The organism is Prochlorococcus marinus str. MIT 9107 (assembly GCF_000759855.1).
Taxonomy (GTDB): domain Bacteria; phylum Cyanobacteriota; class Cyanobacteriia; order PCC-6307; family Cyanobiaceae; genus Prochlorococcus_A; species Prochlorococcus_A marinus_N.
In genome coordinates, this window is record NZ_JNAI01000006.1 from 167,225 (window position 1) to 185,783 (window position 18,559).

Here is an 18,559-nt window from a genome sequence, read left to right on the forward strand (position 1 = left end):
CATCATTATTCTACAATCTATATGTCAATAAATCAAAACATTCTTTAGTAGTTTTTTTGATTATTCTTTTTCTAGTAAGGACCTAATACATTTTAATTCGTCTAATATTTGAATCAATATATTTTGAGCAGCTGAAGAGGGTGTATTAAATACTTCTACAGTGACTTCCTTAATTCTTAAAATATCTTTTGCAAATCTTGCAACTTCATTGGGATGGAATTGTAGAGGATCTTTTTGATCAGTTCTAAATTCGGGATTTAATTTCCTTGGATTAAAGCTAGGGTTTAAGTTCCTTAAATCAGTATTGGTATACCTATAAACAGAAGCTCTTGATCTGTTTAAGTATTTTTGAACTTCATCAATACCTACTAATTCCTCTTCGCTAGAAATATTCGAATCTATATTTTCCATAACCTTAATTAAGAAAATGTTTTAAAAATAAAGAACTTTTTTAGAAGTGTGAACTTCATTACTGAAGAAAATAGCAGAAAGAATATCTATAGACTAGCCGCGTTGAGGGACTCAAGACACTTTAAATTTTTTTTTCGTCTTAATTGATAAAATTAACATTACTTAGGGATTTTTTGTATGCGCGTGACCACCTCATTTCCTCTGGGGACACTTCGTGACACACCTTCTGAAGCTGAGATTATTTCACATCAATTACTTTTAAAAGCTGGTTACATTCGCAGAGTTAACAGTGGTATTTACGCATACATGCCAATAATGCTTAGAGTTATTGAGAAAATATCAGCAATAATAGAAAAAGAACTCAATAATATTGGTTGCACTAAATTACTCTTACCCCAACTGCATCCAGCAGATTTATGGAAAAAAAGTGAAAGGTGGGAAGGTTATACTGCTGGGGAAGGAATAATGTTTAACCTAAAAGATAGACAAGGGAAAGAATTTGGGTTAGCCCCAACTCACGAAGAAGTGATAACGAGTATTGCATCAGAGATCATTAGCTCCTATAAGCAATTACCTCAATGTTTTTATCAAATTCAAACCAAATTTAGAGATGAAATACGGCCAAGGTTTGGATTAATGAGAAGTAGAGAATTTATAATGAAAGATGCTTATTCATTCCATTCTTCAGGAAATGATTTAGCTTTATTTTATGAGAGGGTAGGCAGAGCTTATGAAAATATTTTTAAATATTGCGGACTTCAGACAGTAGGGGTTGAAGCTGATAGTGGAGCTATTGGCGGGGCCTCCTCCAAAGAATTTATGGTCACTGCAGATGCTGGTGAAGATTCCATCTTGTTTACTCAAAGCGGTTCTTATGCTGCAAATATCGAAAAAGCTGTTTCTATACCCTCTAAACCTATTCCATTACAAGAAAATATTTCAGGGTGGCTAGAAACACCTCAACAAAAAACAATCCTAGAAGTTTGTAAGAATAATAATTTAGAAGCTAGCCAGATTATTAAAGTCGTAGTATTCCTTGCGAAGTTCGAAGATAAATCAGAGGTCCCAATTCTTGCTTGCATAAGAGGCGATCAACATATTAATGAAGTAAAACTTTTTAACTTTATAAATAAACTTAAGAGTTCCAACCTCCTTAATCTTCATAAAATTGAGGATAAAAAAATTATCGAAAAAAACCTAGTAAATTTTCCTTTAGGTTTTATTGGACCAGACTTAGATAATAAAATTATTAAAGAGAATTCTAATTGGGATAAAACATGGACGAGAATAATTGATAATTCTGCAAGTAGTCTTTCAAAGTTTATAAGTGGCGGGAATAAAGTTAATTTCCATAAAGTTTATCAAAAATATTCTTTTGCTTCAAAAGATTATCTAATTGAGGATATACGTAATGCTAAAAAAGGAGATAAAATAAAAACCAGTGATGATGAGCAACTTAAAGAAACAAAAGGTATAGAGATAGGGCATATTTTCCAACTAGGTCAAAAATATAGTGAAAAATTAAATGCAAAGTTTTCTGATAAAGATGGTCAGTTAAAAAATCTCTGGATGGGTTGTTATGGAATTGGAGTAACAAGAATAGCCCAAGCTTCTATTGAACAGAATTATGATCAAAAAGGAATTTGTTGGCCTATCCAGATTTCACCATTTGAAGTTATTATAATTCCAACTAACTTAAAAGATCCAACACAAAGAGAGTTAACTGAGCAAGTATATAAAATTTTTAAAATTAATAAAATTGATGTTCTTCTTGATGATAGAGAAGATAGAGCGGGTGTGAAGTTTAAAGATGCAGAATTAATTGGAATTCCTTTTCAGATAATTGTTGGAAGAGATTCTGTTAACAACGAAGTAGAACTTATATGCAGAACAAATAATACCAAATTAAAAATTAGTGCCAATAAATTGTTGGAAACATTTATTTCGGAATCAGAAATAATGTACAATAAATATTCTTAAAGTTAAATTTTTTGGGAGCTAAGTTATGTTACTCAAATGGACATCAGGATTAATTTTCAAGAATCTTACCAAAGCTATATCTTTTTCACTGTCCTCGATTCTTGTTTTTACATTATTTAATTCCCCCTCCATAGCTGCAAAAACCTCAATGACAGGTGACTATACAAAAGATACAATTTCGGTAGTTAAAACATTACAAACAGCTGTTGACACTCCAAAAGATTCTCCAAATAAGGATGAAGTAAGAAGTGAGGCTCTTACCCTTATAACTGATTATATTTCTAGATACAGAAATAGAGGTATGGTGAACAAGACTCAATCTTTTACTACTATGCAAACAGCATTAAATGCAATGGCAGGCCATTACAAAAACTTTGCAAGTAGACCTTTACCAGATAAACTTAAGGAGCGTTTAACAAAAGAATTTTCTCTTGCTGAAAAAATGGTTCTTAGAGAAAGTTGATACAATTCATTTACTTTTTAAAAGTAATCAAAGATTTTTGAATATATTAAATATTCGCACAATAATAATGCTCTTCTAAAATTGGCCAATGTCGTTGTAATCGGAGCCCAATGGGGTGACGAAGGAAAAGGTAAAATAACCGATTTACTAAGTCGTTCGGCTGATGTTGTCGTACGCTACCAAGGAGGAGTAAATGCAGGACATACTATTGTTGTAGATGATAAAGTCTTGAAATTACATTTAATTCCTTCAGGTATTCTTTATAAAAAGACTACTTGTTTAATTGGATCAGGAACAGTTGTAGATCCAAAAATCTTGCTAAAAGAAATAGATATGTTGATTGATAATGGAATTGATATCTCAGGATTAAAAATTTCATCTACATCACATGTAACAATGCCCTACCACCGAATATTAGATGAAGCTATGGAGGCTGATAGAGGGTCGAACAAAATAGGGACAACAGGTCGTGGTATTGGTCCAACTTATGCGGATAAGTCACAAAGAAATGGGATTAGAGTAAGAGATTTACTTAACAAGGAAAGACTAAGTGATGTGATCACAATTCCATTAAGAGAAAAAAATGGTCTTTTAGAAAAAATCTATGGTATTGAACCACTTAAAGTAGAAGACATTGTTAATGAATATCTTGACTATGGAGAAAGACTATCCAAGCATGTAGTTGACTGTACTAGAACTATCCATGCAGCCTCAAAAGATAAGAAAAATATTCTATTTGAAGGTGCTCAAGGAACTCTCCTTGACTTAGATCATGGGACTTATCCCTTTGTTACCTCATCAAACCCTATATCAGGAGGGGCATGCATTGGAGCTGGAGTTGGTCCTACATTAATTGATAGAGTTATTGGAGTAGCAAAAGCATATACCACAAGAGTAGGTGAGGGCCCATTCCCAACAGAATTGCAGGGAAGTATCAATGATCAACTTTGCGATAGGGGGAGTGAATTTGGAACCACTACTGGGAGGAGGAGGAGATGTGGGTGGTTTGATGGAGTCATTGGCAAATATGCAGTATCTGTAAATGGTCTTGATTGTTTAGCAGTTACAAAACTAGATGTATTAGATGAATTAGATGAGATTCAAGTTTGCGTAGCATATGATCTGGATGGAGAAGAAATTGACTACTTTCCTACAAATTCAGATGACTTGAAAAAATGTAAACCAATCTTCAAAAAATTAAAAGGCTGGCAATGTTCAACTGCAAATTGCAGAACTTTATCTGATCTCCCTCAAAATGCCATGAATTATCTCAGATTTTTAGCTGAATTAATGGAGGTTCCAATTGCAATTGTCTCATTGGGGGCAAATAGAGATCAAACAATAGTAATTGAGGATCCAATTCATGGACCTAAAAGAGCACTTCTAAGGTAATAGAGTTAAGATCAATGAGGGATTCCTTTAGACATTTTGAAGAAAATAAAAAAACTGACCTTATTGGTCTGGGCAACGCAATAGTTGATATTATTGTCAATATTGAAGATGAGTTTCTTAAGATAAATAATCTGGAGAAAGGATCAATGAATCTCATTAATTCTGATGAATCTCAGAGATTGTTAAAGCATTGCGAAGTCATCAAACAAATATCAGGGGGGTCTTCAGCAAATACCGTTGTATGTTTAGCAGAATTAGGTAATGATGTGCAGTTTATTGGAAGGGTAAAAAATGACCAATTTGGGAATTTCTTTTCTTCTGATATAAAAAAAAGTAAAACAATATTTAATACTCCCCCAACGAATAAAGGGGCTTCAACAGCTCATTCAATTATATTGATCACACCTGATGCTCAAAGAACTATGTGCACCTATCTAGGAGCATCTATAGAGTTTGAACCAAAAGACATTGATTTTAGTTTAATCAAGGAGAGTAAATACTTGTATTTAGAGGGCTATTTATGGGACAGCGAATTAGCTAAAAATGCTTTTCTTAAAGCCGCTCAAATCGCAAAACTATCTAATACAAAAATAATCCTTTCATTGTCTGATGCATTTTGTGTAGATAGACATCGAGAGAGTTTCTTAAAATTAATTGATAACTATGTAGATATAGTTTTTTGTAATGAATCCGAGGTTTTAAGTCTATTTAAAAAGGATAAATTAGCAACCTGCCAAGGAGACCTCTCTTCCTTGTGTGAATTAGTGGTAGTAACTTTAGGTAGCAATGGTTCTCTCGTAATAAACAAAAATGATGTAGAAGTAGTTAGATCAATTACTAAAGGGGAAATTCTTGATACTACAGGAGCGGGAGATATTTATGCCGGAGGATTTATTCATGGATTAATAAACAATTATTCCCTCAAAAAATGCGGGGAGATCGGTTCAATTTGTGCGGGACAAATCATTACACAATTAGGATCAAGATCCAATATTGATCTTAGAGAGTTATTAAAAATAAGTTTAATCAAATAGTCTTATTCAACCAATCGTAATATTTCATCTCAGTATGGTATTTTTTGTAAATAATTTGAGGGACATCATATGTAGAAATTTCATGTAAGAAATGAATTAATTTATCTTTAAATTCTGGTTTGCTTTTTATTGTGATTTCAAACTCTTTAGTTTCTTCAAAAGCACCATCCCACTCGTAAATTGAAAAAATTCGCTTAATAGAAACACAAGCTGCAAGTTTATTTTGGATGAGTAACTTAGCCAATCTCAAAGCATTTATCCTACTTGATTCAGTTGTGATCAGAATTAATACTTCCATAATAAAAAAAATCAATATTCTCTAATTATGTGATCTATCAAATTCTCGTATCGATAGAAAGAGTAAGAATAATCATTTTTTAATTTTGGCCTTTTAACCAAAAATAACTTCATTTTACTTCCAGAAATAATACTTTCCCAGTTTTTCTGAGAATAACTTCCAGAGTCTCTGCATAGAACATAATCTATCCCCCAAAAATCGCAAAGTTTTTTTTCTAAAATGTCTCCCTCAGTTTTACTCGGTTCAAGTATCGCTATATTCGATTTTTTTATACATGATCTAAAAGCTTTTGTTATGCTCTCACAAGTTGGGAGTATTCTTGTAAATACATTCGCTTTACAATTAATATAATATTTAGCAGTATCATCAAGAAATCTTGATCCTATTGCAAGAAGAATGTTCTTATTTTCAAGGTCGGCTTTATTTATGTCCTTTAAATCATCAATATAATAAAAGTTATTGGCGTTATTCACTAATGATTTCCTCTCAAATACAAGAAGAGGAGCATTAATTTCTTTACATGCATCGTTAAGATTTTTAGAAATTATCTCAGCAAAAGGATGCGTAGCATCAACAACGCATTTGATCTTATTTTTTTTTATGAAATCAATTATTTCATCTTTATTATTTAATTTACCCGTAATGATATGTAACTTTGAATTTTTAATATAAGATTGCCCTGCTCTATAAGTCAGAACACTTGCAAAGACTGAATAGTTATATTCAAGAAGCCTATTTGCAATACAAGGTCCATCCGAAGTTCCTGATAGGATCCAAACATTTTCGTAGCAATTTTCTGAATTCTGCATCAATATATCTTTAATTAATTAGAAAGGAATGAATCATTGTTTAATTCAAGCGGTAATTAATAGCGCTCCCCAAATGAGGTATACAAAAGAGAACCAAGTCCCAATTGCGGAGATGATTGTTAATTTTAAAGGATTACGTATTGAAGATCCAACCAGAGAACTAAAGATTGTAGGATGGGGCAATATTGCTCAAGAGATGATAGACGAACTAAAGGAGGGGCAAAATATTGTTATTGAGGGACGTCTTAGAATGAATTCTGTCACTAGAAAAGACGGAACAAAAGAAAAGCAACCAGAACTGACAGCTTCAAAGATTCATCAAATAACCCCAATTGAAGTAATTAAAACTGATCAAAAAGAAAATAGCGAATCATTTAATAAGAAAGAAAACACCAAAAATTCTAACTGGGATAGCTCTCCTTTAGTCCCAGAAGTTGATGAAATACCTTTTTAAATCAAATATCAACATTATTTTCTTGAACACTTATAATTAATTTGCTGATTTTTCTTTCAAGAGCAGCAAGTTCACTTCTAATTTCTGGCCATTTCCCCTTATCAAGATTTTCTAAGAGCCATGCTCTATCTTGATCAAGTTTTAAAAGCAAATCGCCTTGATTCACAGTATTAGTTTCTTGCATAACACTTATTAGCACATTTAATTATCATTTTAATTGATCAAAATGAAGAAATACTTATCGCCTGCAAATTTAATCATAACAATTGGAGGGATATTAGCTTTTATTGGTTTGACTGCTTATTTTACAGATTCAGTAAACTTAAGTGTACCTACTTTTTTTTATGGGGTACCTATTTTTCTAATTGGTCTAGCTCTAAAGACTACTGAGATACCTCCAGTAAAATTGCTTGGCGTAGAAAATTTTAAAAATAATAGATTCAATAGGCCAAAAGAATTAACGGCACTTGTAAAAGATGTCACAAGATGGAGATATGGAACAGCTCACCTTGAATCGTCTCTGAAAGCTTTAAATTTATGGAGTGAAGGAAATCCTCCACAACTTAAAGAAGTTGAGGAAATTACTAAAGAAGATAAAAATGGGTTAAGAATGCGTTTTGAACTAAATGACGTCCCTTATGAAAAATGGATTCAGAAACAAGAAAGATTAAACAGGTTTTTTGTCAAAGGTCTTGAATCAGAATTTATTATCGACGATAATAAAAAAGAATTTGATTTTATTCTCTTTTATTAAATATAGGGATATATTTGAAAAAACCTAATTTCTTAATTCAATAAAATTTTAATGATTTTTGATAATGAATGATTCTCAAAGAGTATCAATATTAAGTGAAGCTCTTCCATATATACAAAGTTTCTCAGGTAGAAAAATTGTTATCAAGTATGGTGGTTCTGTCATGGAAGAGGATGATTTAAAAAAGGCTTTTTTTAGAGATATAGCACTTTTATCAAGCGTGGGAGTTTGTCCGATAGTAATTCATGGGGGAGGGCCCGAGATTAATAATTGGTTAAAAAGATTAGAAATAACTCCTAAATTTGAAAATGGATTAAGAATCACTGATCAAAAAACAATGGATATTGTCGAGATGGTCCTAATGGGTAGGGTTAACAAGGAAATTGTAAGAGGCATTAATAAAACTGGCTCCCTAGCCGTCGGAATATCAGGTCTTGATGGGAACTTAATTCAATCAAGAGAATTAGGTGATGGGAGCCATGGGTTAGTGGGGGAGGTTACAAAAATCAATCCTGAGGTATTAGATCCTCTTATTTCTAAAGGATATATACCAATTATTTCAAGTATTGGATCAACCATGGAGGGTAATTCGCATAATATTAATGCAGATTTTGTCGCTGGAGAAATTGCTGCTGCGATAAATGCAGAAAAACTTATTCTTCTTACTGATACTCAAGGTGTTTTAAAAGAAAAAAATAACAAAAATAGTCTTATTGAAAAAATGAATCTCAAAGAGGCAAGAGATTTTATTGATAAAAAAGTTGTCACTGAAGGCATGATCCCAAAGACGGAATGCTGCATAAGAGCTTTAGCTCAAGGAGTAAAAGCGGCTCACATTATCGATGGACGAATAGAACATTCATTGCTTCTTGAGATTTTTACAAATTCCGGAATAGGCACAATGATAGTTGCTTAACCTATGAAAACTTATGCGCAAGTTTTAGAAACAGTAGAACTTGCTTTAGATAAAGGTGAGTATCACTATTGTATTGAATTTCTTTTACCCATAATCGAATCATTTCCTTTATCATGCAAAGAAGGAGTGAATTTAAGAACAATTTTAATAACTGCTCTTGTTGGTATCAATAAAAAGGAGGAGGCAAAAAGATTTTGTAAACAACTTCTAAAATCTTACGATAATAAGACGAGAGAAAATGCAAAATATTTAATGGAAGTTATAGATTCTCCTGATATTAAAAAACCAGCTAATTGGAACGTTCAGTTTGAAAGTGAACCAACACTAAATAAAACATCTCTTAACTCACTAAGCAAAAAAAGAGAAGTATTAGAGAAAAAGAAATTTATCAATATTACTGATACGCCTACTGGTGAAACAAAGCCCTTTCAGAAGGGCTTCTCACTGATCATATTTTTAATACTATTATTATTAATCCCGCTCTTAAGTGGCTGCGTTAAAGTTGAGAATACTCTTGATCTTAGTGAACTTGATTCAATAACTAATAATCTAGTGATAGAAAGTAAATACATTAAAAAATTCCCTTGGCAAATAAAATTTGAAGGGAAAATGAAAGATATTTTTCCTAACGCAGAAATTAGACAAGAAGAATCAACTTTTTCTATGAAAAATAAAAATCTTGATTTAGAGGATACAAAGCAAGTTCTTAAAATAATCCAAGATAATGCAGGAGACTTGGCGGGAGGATCAACAAATATAGAAATTAATACTACTCAAAAAAACTTCATTTTTTTAAAAAAATACTTTTATAAGGTAGAGATAGATCTTAACAACATTAAAGGAGTTGATGATTTAGAGCTTATTTTCAAAATCATTCACCCTAATACAGTTACCCTTACTGATAAAGATAATTCAAATTTAAAAATCACAAAAAATCTAATAATTTGGAATTTAAATCAAGGTAAAATCAATAGTCTCGAATTTTCTTTTTGGAGCTTCAATAAAGTTTTAATTGGGATATCTATTATTTTATTAATCATAATATTCGCTTATTTATTAAGATTCTATAGATTTAAATTAGGTACAGATTTGCCTCAACTTCCATCGAAGTAATTACAACTCTGCTGGATTAACATCAATTGTTAAAAAAACGTTTTTTGGAATAAGTTTCCATAATATTGATCTATCAGGCAAAGGTATATTTGAGCCCTCAGGACCATATATTAATATCTGCCATCTAAATTTTTTCCCAACTTTAGCAATTAAACCTGGAGCAGGACCAATTAATTTCCAGTTCTTTCTCTTACAAAAATTTAGTAGATATTTTGCTAATTTTATTGCAATTGATTCAGTCAATTCATAATTTTCACCTGATAGTTTAAGAAGGCAAATTTTGCAAAATGGAAATAAATTAGCATCTTTTCTCAATTTCGAATTTTCAATTAAAAATCTTTCGTAATCTCTTTTCTGAAGATATGAAATTACAGGATGGTTTGGTTTATATGTTTGAAAAATAACTTTTCCTTTTTTTTGAGCCCTGCCTGCCCTGCCTGCTAATTGTAAAAACAATTGTAATGATTTTTCTTCTGCCGAAATATCTGGACGATGAAGCAATCCGTCTGCTGCGATAACTACTGAAAGAGTTATATTGGGGATGTCAATCCCTTTGGCTAACATTTGAGTTCCCACAAGAATATCAGCATCACCTTTAGAAAATCTTGAAAGAATATCTCTATGACCATCCTTTCCTGAGGTTGTATCTCGATCAAAGCGAAGTACTTTTAAGTCAGGAAATTCTTCATTTAAAAACTCTATAACTCTTTGTGTACCTATTCCAAAAGGTTTGAAGGCATTTGAATTGCAATCGGGACAACGATTGATCAGTCTTGATTTATGATTACACCAATGACAACTTAACCATTTTTTTCCTTGTGAACCAAGATGTACTGATAAAGGGATATCACAGTTGGGACATTGTATTAAATATCCACAATTTCTACAACTTAAAAAACCACTATGTCCCCTTCTAGGGATCAAAATTATTGCTTGTTCATTCTTTAAACGTAGTTGAGGAAGTAATTCTAATAACTCACTGGATAAAATTTTCATATTGCCTTTCTTAAATTCATCTCGCATATCAATAATTCTTATTTCAGGCACTTCATTTCTGGATATCCTTTGAATCATTCGTACCAATTTAAAATTCTTTTCATAAATACACTTTTTCCAAGTCTTCATTGATGGGGTTGCACTCCCAAAGATTAGCTTTGCAGAGTTTCTTTTTACTATTTCAATAGCAATCTCTCTTGCGTCATAACAAGGCATAGGGCTATCTTGTTTATAGGAAACATCATGTTCTTCATCTATAATTATTGACCCTAGATTTTTAATTGGAAGAAAAACTGCAGACCTTGTTCCTATTACTATTAGAGGTTCATTAGCATTAATAATTTCCTTCCAAACTAAAGTTCTATGACTAGAAGAACAGTTACTATGATATTCGTAAACAACATTATTAAATCGCTGACTAAATCTATCAATAAGTTGAGGAATTAGTCCAATTTCTGGGGCAAGTATCAAACAACTTTTTTTCTTAAGTAATTGATCTTCAGAGATTCTCATATAAACTTCTGTTTTACCTGAACCTGTTTCGCCCCAGAGAAGTAACGATTCTCCAGGTTTCATTTTTTGAAATTGTTGAAATGCAATTTCTTGCTCATTTGTAAGATTTGGTTTTTTCGTTTCAATATGATCTTTAAAAAAAGAATTTAATTTAGTATTAATAGTTTTTTTTCTTTTAGATTTAACTAGATAATTTTTACTAATCATTGAATTAATGAGACTATAATTAAAACCAGACTTTATTAATTCACTTTGCCAATTACCTTTTTCGGGCAAAGTATTTATTAAAAAAAATTCTTTTTTAGTCAATTCATTTTTTTCTAGATCAAATTCTGTTTTGGGTTCAATCCATATTTGAGCTCTTAACCCTTGAGAAATTTTTTTATATTTACCAATCCAACCTGGAGGAAATGCCGTTTTAAGCATTTTTAAATTACTAACCATATAAAAAGAAGCTAGGGCCTCTATCCATTCTCTCCAATAATCATCAATTATTTTTTTCTGCAGAATACCTTCAACAAACGAATATCTTATACTTCTTCCTGCAGTAAAATTGCCTTCATCTTTATTAATTGTCGAAAAGTTTTCTTTGGAGATCACCAACCCATTCAATAATCTCCCTCTTAATTTCACAATTACAATATCCCCAACTTCTACTCCAAGATTATTTCCATCTAAATAGTAAAAGCTATTATTACTACTACCTATATCAAGCAAAATTTCCAATTTATAGGATATATTTAATAACTGATTACTTGCCGGCTTCAAAACTTTTTCTTAGTATTGGATTGTTGAACATTCCACAAAGTGTTTTTTGCACATTGTAAGTATCCTGCTCTTAAGGGAGACATGAAGCTTTGATCATTGAGTGAAAATTCAAAAACTGATCTGCCTGTCTGAGAAATCCCAAGACTTTTTACTTTAGGTAATCTATAGCACTATTTAAATTTTTCAACAATTCTAAAAAACTTTTTTAATCACATTTCGAGAAAAAGTTCTTTATGAGATTAAGGTAATTTTTACTACTAAATGTACAAATTAGCCCTAAATAAAATTTTATCTAGTTAAATTCACCGTAGAAAGGAGTCCATTATGTGTCCAGTAGCCGCAGAATCAAAAAATTCTAAGCCTAGTTCCAAAAAAAAGATTAACAAAAAAATTAATACTAATTTAGAGACAATAGTTGGAGAAGATAGTAATAAAAATAATCAAAATTTGCAGGCATCTTCTCATTTAAACGAAAGTAGTGTTGAAAATAATAATGAATTCAGTGATTCTGAGGAAGATGATAAAGTGCTTGGGAATATAAAGCTTGGTCCAAAAGGTATATATACTGAAGATTCAATAAGAGTTTACCTCCAAGAAATTGGAAGAATTAGACTTCTAAGGCCTGATGAAGAAATTGAACTTGCAAGAAAGATTGCTGATTTACTTCAATTAGAAGAACTAGCAACACAATATGAGTCAGAGAAAGGGCATTTCCCATCTGTGAGAGAATGGTCAGAATTAATAGATATGCCTCTTCCTAAATTCAGAAGAAGACTTCTTTTAGGAAGAAGAGCTAAAGAAAAAATGGTTCAATCAAATTTAAGACTAGTAGTTTCCATTGCTAAAAAATATATGAATAGAGGTTTATCATTCCAAGATTTAATACAAGAAGGAAGTTTAGGTTTGATTAGAGCAGCAGAGAAATTTGACCATGAAAAAGGCTATAAATTCTCTACTTATGCTACTTGGTGGATTCGCCAAGCCATCACTAGAGCTATCGCAGACCAAAGTAGGACTATTAGATTGCCAGTTCATTTATACGAGACAATATCTAGAATTAAAAAAACCACAAAAGTGCTCAGCCAAGAATTCGGAAGGAAACCAAGTGAAGAAGAAATAGCTGAGAGTATGGAAATGACAATTGAGAAATTAAGATTTATAGCTAAAAGTGCTCAGCTGCCTATTTCTTTAGAAACTCCAATTGGTAAAGAGGAAGACTCAAGACTTGGAGATTTTATAGAAGCTGATATAGAAAATCCAGAGCAAGATGTTTCTAAAACTTTACTAAGAGAAGATTTAGAAGGAGTCTTAGCGACTCTAAGTCCAAGAGAAAGAGATGTTCTTAGGTTGAGATATGGAATTGATGATGGAAGAATGAAGACCCTTGAAGAAATAGGACAGATATTTGATGTTACTAGAGAAAGGATTAGACAAATAGAGGCAAAAGCTCTCAGAAAGCTAAGGCATCCAAATCGTAATGGGGTTTTAAAAGAATATATAAAATAAAAAAAGTTAAATATAATTTTCAGCTTTAGAAAGTTGCAAAAGAATAGCTTAAAATAAATTCGACTTAATATTAATCCAAACTCAAAATAATATTTTAATGACTAATTTTAAACTGAGAATAGCTAGTAGACGAAGTAAACTAGCCATGGTTCAAACTTTATGGGTTAAAGATCAACTAGAAAAAAATATTCCCAATTTAGAGGTATCCATAGAGGCCATGGCAACTCAAGGTGACAAAATTCTTGATGTAGCCTTAGCAAAAATAGGAGACAAAGGCTTATTTACCAAAGAACTTGAAGCACAAATGCTTATAGGTCATGCAGATATAGCAGTACATTCGCTAAAAGATTTACCCACCAGTTTACCTACAGGTCTTACATTGGGATGTATTACAAAAAGAGAAAACCCTGCAGATGCTTTAGTGATAAGTAAAAAAAATGATTGTTATAAATTAGAAACCTTGCCAGTAGGTTCAATTGTGGGGACAAGCTCTCTAAGAAGACTTGCGCAGTTAAGAAATAAGTACCCACATCTTAATTTCAAGGACATCAGGGGAAATGTTATTACGAGAATAGAAAAATTAGATGCAGGAGAATTTGATTGCATAATTCTTGCTGCCGCTGGTTTAAAGAGATTAGGTTTTGAATCAAGAATCCACCAGATTATTCCAAATGAAATTTCCCTACATGCAGTTGGTCAGGGAGCGCTAGGCATTGAATGCAAATCAGATGATAAAGAAATTTTAGAAATTATAAATGTCTTAGAAGATAAACCCACTAGTCAAAAATGTATAGCTGAAAGGGCTTTTTTAAGAGAGCTTGAAGGTGGATGCCAAGTCCCAATAGGTGTGAATAGCAATATTCAAAATGAACAACTTTACCTTACTGGAATGGTAGCCTCTCTTGATGGAGAAAGGCTAATTAAAGATCAATATATTGGCAAAATTAATGATCCTGAACAAGTCGGCAAAGAACTAGCTAAAAAACTAAAACTCCAAGGGGCTGATAAAATACTCAGCGAAATATTTGAACAATTTAGGGAAAACTAAAATTAGTTAATTTACTAATTTAGGATCAATTTCTTTTTTATATCTATCTTCACAATCTTTAATAACCTTAACAGCTTCTTCAATACCAAAAAAACCATTTACCTTACATGTTCCAGGTTTTTTTAGATCTTTGTAATGTTCCCAATAATACTTAGTTTCTTTTAGCCAATGCTCTCCAAGATCTTCAAAACTTGAGATATGATCCATTCTTTTATCATCTGCCAGAACTGCAATGACCTTATCATCAACCTCTCCTCCATCATCAAATTTCATTACTCCAATAATCCTAGCCTCCACGAGAGATCCAGGTATCAACGGTTCAGTTACACCAACAATTTCAACATCAAGTGGATCTCCATCTTCATCCCATGTCCTTGGTATACATCCATAAGCAAAAGGATAAGCTAGGGAAGAATAACCAACCCTATCGAGTTTAAGATGACCTGTTTCTGTAATTAATTCATATTTATTTATCGTATTAGAATTTAATTCAACAATAGTATTAACTATTGAATTTGAGCTGTCAGAGAAAGCATTTAGTATATGCAATAAATTCGGTGTAACCCTACTTGGGGGTTGATTAAAATTTGCCATCAAAAAATTATTTTTGTTTATCTTACATCGTCACACTCAACGAAATTATTCCAACGTAATGTTTCAGCAAAAATCATTTATTTTAGACCTTAAATGGTTAATAAAATATTGAGGTGATAGTTCTTCATTAGTGACAGTCCTTACCAATTCCATAGAGTTAAATGATCTTCCATATTTATGTATGTTATTTGTTAACCAAAAGATGATTTTTTGATATTCTCCATTCGCAATTAAATTGTCAATCAAACCAATGTCTCTCTCCATTTGAGTAGATATTTGTGCACTTATAAGATGTCCTAACAGGTATGAAGGAAAGTATCCAAACGCTCCTTCACTCCAGTGAACATCTTGAAGGCAGCCCTCCGAATCATTAGATGGTTTTATTCCTAAAAGTTGATCATATCTTTTATTCCATTCGTATGGAATATCCTTTACTGGCAAGCCTCCTTCAATCAAATCTATTTCAAGTTCGGTTCTAATTAAAATATGTAAACCATAGGTTAATTCATCTGCCTCAACCCTATTTAATCCTGCTTGCAAATGATTAATAGACTTCCAAAGTTCAGCATAATTATTTAGAGAACATCCGGCCGAAACAAAATTTTTAAAAAATTTTTTTGAAAAAGATTTGGATTTAACTATTCTATTTTCCCAAAATAAAGATTGACTTTCATGAATCCCCATAGAGGTTGCTTGACCTAAAGGCCAAGCGAACCATTGATGGCTTTGAGATGGAAGTCCCTGCTCATAAATTGAATGTCCCCACTCATGTGCAGTTGCTAAAAAGCTTGATAATGGTTCACCTTTAACAATTCTTGTAGTAATCCTATAGTCATTAGGTCCTAGTGTGATTGAGAAAGGATGTGGAGATTTACCAACAACCACGAGATCTTTATCTCTACCAAACTCATCTAGTAATTTAGAACATAAATTCTGTTGGGATTCTGGACTTAAATCCCAATTATTTTTTTTTAACTGGTTTATTCCTCTAATTAAGTCTGGGATAGTTTCTTTCAATGGTTTAAACATTTTATTCAACCAATTCAAAGTTAATTCAGGCTCAAAGGGTTGAGCTAGAGTCTCCCATGGAGAATATTGATCAGATATTTGTTTTGCCTCTTCAATCCGCAATTTGACTAATTCTTCAAAAAAAGGAAGAAAAATTTTAAAATCCGATTTTTTCTTAGCTTCTTGCCAGCTTTCATACCCCTTAGACTTTGCCTTTGCTAAAGACTCAACTAATTTAGGATCTAAATTTCTTTCTCTATTAAATTCCTTCATTAAAAGGTTTATATTTCTTTCTTTATCTTTAATAAAAAGTTGATTTTCTGAATTTTTTTTCGTATCTACTAATTCATTTTTAGCAGCTTGTATTAAATTAGAAAATTCTTCAGAAGAATTCCTTTTATGTAATACTTTGGCAATATAAGTAAGTTGTTCAGACCGCCAGGAAGCCCCTTTCTTTGGCATCCCAGTATTCTGATCCCAATAAAGTGTATTTTGGATTGATCCTAATATTTGAGTTTCTTTAAGATAAGCCCCTAGCTTATCCCATTGAGTTTCAGCCAAAAATTTAGATTTTAATTAAGTATATTTTAAGATAAAAATTTTAATGTCTGCAAAATACACACATTTTTTATCCATAATAGAATATTGAATAATTAAGTTATGACTTATATGGAACAAATATTTTCAGAATTAGAATTTTTAACCCATGGAGAGGGTTTTATTGATATCACACATGATTTAAATTTATTTATTGAAAAAAATAATTTTCATTCCGGAATTTTGAATTTAACTTCACTTCATACCAGTTGCAGTTTAACTATTAATGAGAATGCAGATCCAAATGTATTAGTTGACTTAAAAAAATACATGCAATCTATAGTTCCATTTGATTCTTACTTAAACTTATCAAAAAATAGAGAAGAAATTTACTATCAACATTATCAAGAAGGATCTGACGATATGCCTGCACATATTAAAACATCCTTAACAAACACTTGTTTATCTTTGAGTTTTAAAGAAGGTAAAATTTTGCTTGGCAAATGGCAAGCAGTTTATTTATGGGAACATAGATTTGGTCAAAAAGAAAGAATTATAAAAATTCATATAATTGGTGAGAAAAAGCAAAATAAATATAATTTAATAAAGTCAGATTAATTTTTTAATGGAACCTTACCTTTTACAAGATGGAGAATTAAAAGAATTAGTTGTAAAAATACCTGGCTGGGAAATTAAGTCTGGACGAATCCAAAGAGAATTTAATTTCGCTAATTTTATTGAAGCCTTCTCTTTTATGACTAAAATTGCTTTAATTTGTGAGAAACACAATCATCACCCTAATTGGGAAAATGTTTATTCAAAAGTAATAATTAAATTAAATACACATGATATGGGAGGTATTACAAATCTGGATCAAACAGTAGCTTCAGAAATTAATAAAATTTTCGATAAATAAAATTTCAAAGTTTTTTCATTAAAGAATTCGTCCAAATGTCCAAAAAGTTATTACCAGTTACGATTATTAGTGGATTTTTAGGTTCTGGGAAAACCACACTTTTAAATCATATTTTAAAAAATCAAGTTGGTCTCAAAACAGCTGTTTTAGTTAATGAATTTGGAGAGATCGGAATAGATAATGATTTAATAATAGAGGGTTCAGAAGATATGATCGAATTAAATAATGGCTGTATATGTTGCTCTATAAATGGCGAATTGTTAAATACAGTATCCAAAGTTTTAGAAAGATCTGGACAAATAGACTACTTAATTGTTGAGACAACTGGGCTAGCAGATCCATTACCAGTAGCAATGACATTTGCTGCTGGTGATCTTAGAGAAAAAGTAAGATTAGATTCAATCATCACTGTTATTGATGGAGAAAACTTTGATTTTGAAATCAATAAAAAAAGTGTCGCCTATTCTCAAATTTTATACGGAGATATCCTCCTTCTAAATAAATGTGATTTAGTCAATGAAGAACAATTAATGAGAGTAGAAGAGTTTATAAATAACATAAAAAAAGAACCAAGGATCTTGAGATCAATTAATAGTGAAGTTGGATTACAAACAATAATGAGCGTAGGTCTATTTGAGACAGATACTTTTCAATTCGAGAAGGATAAAAAAAATGTAGAAGATAATTCACACGATCACTCTTCTCATTCTCACGATCACTCTTCTCATTCACACGATTTGAATAATATCGAAGGATTTACATCAGTTTCTTATGAGACATTTGAACCATTTTCATTAAGGAAGTTTCAATATTTCTTAGATAATCAAATATCGCAAAATGTATTTAGAGCAAAAGGAATATTATGGTTTATGGAAAGTGAAAGAAAACACCTTTTTCACCTTTCTGGGAAAAGGTTTTCTCTAGATGATGAAAAATGGACAAAAGAAAAATCTAACAAGATAGTCTTAATAGGGAAAAACTTAGATCATCAAACTATTAAGAATCAACTTTCATCATGTAGATTTAATTCAGATTAAAGTACATAGTAG

20 protein-coding genes are annotated in these 18,559 nt (G+C 31.5%); 13 read left to right on the top strand and 7 right to left on the bottom strand.

Translation table 11 applies throughout. From position 1 onward, the window contains the following. Positions 1–60: 60 nt before the first annotated feature. Entirely contained in the window at positions 61–411 is a 351-nt protein-coding gene (locus tag EU92_RS04965; RefSeq protein WP_032513917.1) for a hypothetical protein, read from the bottom strand. 177 nt (positions 412–588) lie between these two features. Between EU92_RS04965 and EU92_RS04960 the strand changes: the two genes are divergently transcribed. The 4 genes from EU92_RS04960 (at position 589) to EU92_RS04950 (ending at position 5,280) form a co-directional block, all read left to right on the top strand. Beyond that, entirely contained in the window at positions 589–2,391 is a 1,803-nt protein-coding gene (locus tag EU92_RS04960) for a proline--tRNA ligase (RefSeq protein WP_032513918.1), read from the top strand. Positions 2,392–2,416: 25 nt separating this feature from the next. Beyond that, positions 2,417–2,854 carry a photosystem II protein Psb27 gene (gene psb27, locus EU92_RS0108925; RefSeq protein WP_032513919.1) on the top strand — a complete coding sequence of 146 codons (438 nt, stop codon included), beginning with the start codon at positions 2,417–2,419 and terminating at the stop codon, positions 2,852–2,854. Between the two features lie 81 nt (positions 2,855–2,935). After that, on the top strand, positions 2,936–4,246 hold the full coding sequence (locus EU92_RS04955; RefSeq protein ID WP_032513920.1) for an adenylosuccinate synthase: 1,311 nt from the start codon (positions 2,936–2,938) through the stop codon (positions 4,244–4,246). A 14-nt stretch (positions 4,247–4,260) separates the two neighbouring features. Beyond that, complete coding sequence (locus EU92_RS04950) at positions 4,261–5,280, top strand: adenosine kinase (RefSeq protein ID WP_032523445.1); 1,020 nt, start codon at positions 4,261–4,263, stop codon at positions 5,278–5,280. Here EU92_RS04950 and cutA read toward each other — a convergent pair. Together cutA and EU92_RS04940 are read right to left on the bottom strand one after the other, a co-directional pair. Continuing rightward, positions 5,273–5,578 carry a divalent-cation tolerance protein CutA gene (gene cutA / locus EU92_RS04945; protein WP_032513922.1) on the bottom strand — a complete coding sequence of 102 codons (306 nt, stop codon included), beginning with the start codon at positions 5,576–5,578 and terminating at the stop codon, positions 5,273–5,275. The two genes, EU92_RS04950 and cutA, sit on opposite strands and share 8 nt — an antisense overlap. An 11-nt stretch (positions 5,579–5,589) precedes the next feature. After that, a complete protein-coding gene (locus EU92_RS04940; protein WP_032513923.1) occupies positions 5,590–6,387 on the bottom strand; it encodes a precorrin-6A/cobalt-precorrin-6A reductase in 798 nt (265 codons plus the stop codon). A 28-nt stretch (positions 6,388–6,415) separates the two neighbouring features. Between EU92_RS04940 and EU92_RS04935 the strand changes: the two genes are divergently transcribed. Further along, positions 6,416–6,841, top strand: coding sequence for a single-stranded DNA-binding protein (locus tag EU92_RS04935; protein ID WP_032513924.1), 426 nt, complete (start codon positions 6,416–6,418; stop codon positions 6,839–6,841). A 1-nt stretch (position 6,842) separates the two neighbouring features. On the opposite strand, the gene EU92_RS04930 is transcribed toward EU92_RS04935, so the two are convergent. Then, positions 6,843–7,025 (bottom strand): hypothetical protein, encoded by a 183-nt coding sequence (locus tag EU92_RS04930; protein WP_032513975.1) that lies wholly within the window; start codon positions 7,023–7,025, stop codon positions 6,843–6,845. 42 nt (positions 7,026–7,067) lie between these two features. Between EU92_RS04930 and EU92_RS04925 the strand changes: the two genes are divergently transcribed. From EU92_RS04925 to EU92_RS04915, 3 genes are all read left to right on the top strand, one after another. Next, positions 7,068–7,595 carry a DUF2854 domain-containing protein gene (locus EU92_RS04925; RefSeq protein WP_032513925.1) on the top strand — a complete coding sequence of 176 codons (528 nt, stop codon included), beginning with the start codon at positions 7,068–7,070 and terminating at the stop codon, positions 7,593–7,595. A gap of 64 nt (positions 7,596–7,659) precedes the next feature. Then, positions 7,660–8,511 (top strand): acetylglutamate kinase, encoded by an 852-nt coding sequence (argB, locus tag EU92_RS04920; RefSeq protein WP_032513926.1) that lies wholly within the window; start codon positions 7,660–7,662, stop codon positions 8,509–8,511. A gap of 3 nt (positions 8,512–8,514) precedes the next feature. Next, positions 8,515–9,624: a DUF3153 domain-containing protein gene (locus tag EU92_RS04915; RefSeq protein WP_032513927.1), complete on the top strand. Its 1,110-nt coding sequence runs from the start codon at positions 8,515–8,517 to the stop codon at positions 9,622–9,624. Here EU92_RS04915 and priA read toward each other — a convergent pair whose 3' ends face one another. Continuing rightward, positions 9,625–11,901 (bottom strand): replication restart helicase PriA, encoded by a 2,277-nt coding sequence (gene priA / locus EU92_RS04910; RefSeq protein WP_032513928.1) that lies wholly within the window; start codon positions 11,899–11,901, stop codon positions 9,625–9,627. Between the two features lie 324 nt (positions 11,902–12,225). Between priA and rpoD the strand changes: the two genes are divergently transcribed. Further along, positions 12,226–13,407: an RNA polymerase sigma factor RpoD gene (rpoD, locus tag EU92_RS04905; RefSeq protein ID WP_032513929.1), complete on the top strand. Its 1,182-nt coding sequence runs from the start codon at positions 12,226–12,228 to the stop codon at positions 13,405–13,407. Positions 13,408–13,504: 97 nt separating this feature from the next. Further along, positions 13,505–14,455, top strand: a complete 951-nt coding sequence (hemC, locus tag EU92_RS04900; RefSeq protein ID WP_032513930.1) for a hydroxymethylbilane synthase — start codon at positions 13,505–13,507, stop codon at positions 14,453–14,455. A gap of 6 nt (positions 14,456–14,461) precedes the next feature. Here hemC and EU92_RS04895 read toward each other — a convergent pair whose 3' ends face one another. Beyond that, entirely contained in the window at positions 14,462–15,049 is a 588-nt protein-coding gene (locus EU92_RS04895) for an inorganic diphosphatase (protein WP_032513931.1), read from the bottom strand. 63 nt (positions 15,050–15,112) lie between these two features. Then, a complete protein-coding gene (locus EU92_RS04890) occupies positions 15,113–16,618 on the bottom strand; it encodes a carboxypeptidase M32 (RefSeq protein ID WP_032513933.1) in 1,506 nt (501 codons plus the stop codon). A 108-nt stretch (positions 16,619–16,726) separates the two neighbouring features. Here EU92_RS04890 and EU92_RS04885 point away from each other — a divergent pair, with 108 nt between their 5' ends. Genes EU92_RS04885 through EU92_RS04875 form a run of 3 tightly spaced genes read left to right on the top strand, consistent with a single transcriptional unit; the run spans position 16,727 to position 18,547 of the window. Continuing rightward, positions 16,727–17,212: a secondary thiamine-phosphate synthase enzyme YjbQ gene (locus EU92_RS04885; RefSeq protein ID WP_032513934.1), complete on the top strand. Its 486-nt coding sequence runs from the start codon at positions 16,727–16,729 to the stop codon at positions 17,210–17,212. Positions 17,213–17,219: 7 nt separating this feature from the next. Continuing rightward, the gene (locus EU92_RS04880; protein ID WP_032513935.1) at positions 17,220–17,510 is read left to right on the top strand and encodes a 4a-hydroxytetrahydrobiopterin dehydratase; all 291 of its coding nucleotides are present in this window, start codon (positions 17,220–17,222) and stop codon (positions 17,508–17,510) included. A gap of 35 nt (positions 17,511–17,545) precedes the next feature. Beyond that, positions 17,546–18,547 carry a CobW family GTP-binding protein gene (locus EU92_RS04875; protein ID WP_032513936.1) on the top strand — a complete coding sequence of 334 codons (1,002 nt, stop codon included), beginning with the start codon at positions 17,546–17,548 and terminating at the stop codon, positions 18,545–18,547. The last annotated feature ends 12 nt before the right edge of the window (positions 18,548–18,559 follow it).

Coding starts and splice junctions, on each gene's coding strand:
- EU92_RS04965 (WP_032513917.1), bottom strand. CDS start 411: ATGGAAAATATAGATTCGAATATTTCTAGCGAAGAGGAATTAGTAGGT.
- EU92_RS04960 (WP_032513918.1), top strand. CDS start 589: ATGCGCGTGACCACCTCATTTCCTCTGGGGACACTTCGTGACACACCT.
- psb27 (WP_032513919.1), top strand. CDS start 2,417: ATGTTACTCAAATGGACATCAGGATTAATTTTCAAGAATCTTACCAAA.
- EU92_RS04950 (WP_032523445.1), top strand. CDS start 4,261: ATGAGGGATTCCTTTAGACATTTTGAAGAAAATAAAAAAACTGACCTT.
- cutA (WP_032513922.1), bottom strand. CDS start 5,578: ATGGAAGTATTAATTCTGATCACAACTGAATCAAGTAGGATAAATGCT.
- EU92_RS04940 (WP_032513923.1), bottom strand. CDS start 6,387: ATGCAGAATTCAGAAAATTGCTACGAAAATGTTTGGATCCTATCAGGA.
- EU92_RS04935 (WP_032513924.1), top strand. CDS start 6,416: ATGAATCATTGTTTAATTCAAGCGGTAATTAATAGCGCTCCCCAAATG.
- EU92_RS04930 (WP_032513975.1), bottom strand. CDS start 7,025: ATGCAAGAAACTAATACTGTGAATCAAGGCGATTTGCTTTTAAAACTT.
- EU92_RS04925 (WP_032513925.1), top strand. CDS start 7,068: ATGAAGAAATACTTATCGCCTGCAAATTTAATCATAACAATTGGAGGG.
- argB (WP_032513926.1), top strand. CDS start 7,660: ATGAATGATTCTCAAAGAGTATCAATATTAAGTGAAGCTCTTCCATAT.
- EU92_RS04915 (WP_032513927.1), top strand. CDS start 8,515: ATGAAAACTTATGCGCAAGTTTTAGAAACAGTAGAACTTGCTTTAGAT.
- rpoD (WP_032513929.1), top strand. CDS start 12,226: ATGTGTCCAGTAGCCGCAGAATCAAAAAATTCTAAGCCTAGTTCCAAA.
- hemC (WP_032513930.1), top strand. CDS start 13,505: ATGACTAATTTTAAACTGAGAATAGCTAGTAGACGAAGTAAACTAGCC.
- EU92_RS04895 (WP_032513931.1), bottom strand. CDS start 15,049: ATGGCAAATTTTAATCAACCCCCAAGTAGGGTTACACCGAATTTATTG.
- EU92_RS04885 (WP_032513934.1), top strand. CDS start 16,727: ATGGAACAAATATTTTCAGAATTAGAATTTTTAACCCATGGAGAGGGT.
- EU92_RS04880 (WP_032513935.1), top strand. CDS start 17,220: ATGGAACCTTACCTTTTACAAGATGGAGAATTAAAAGAATTAGTTGTA.
- EU92_RS04875 (WP_032513936.1), top strand. CDS start 17,546: ATGTCCAAAAAGTTATTACCAGTTACGATTATTAGTGGATTTTTAGGT.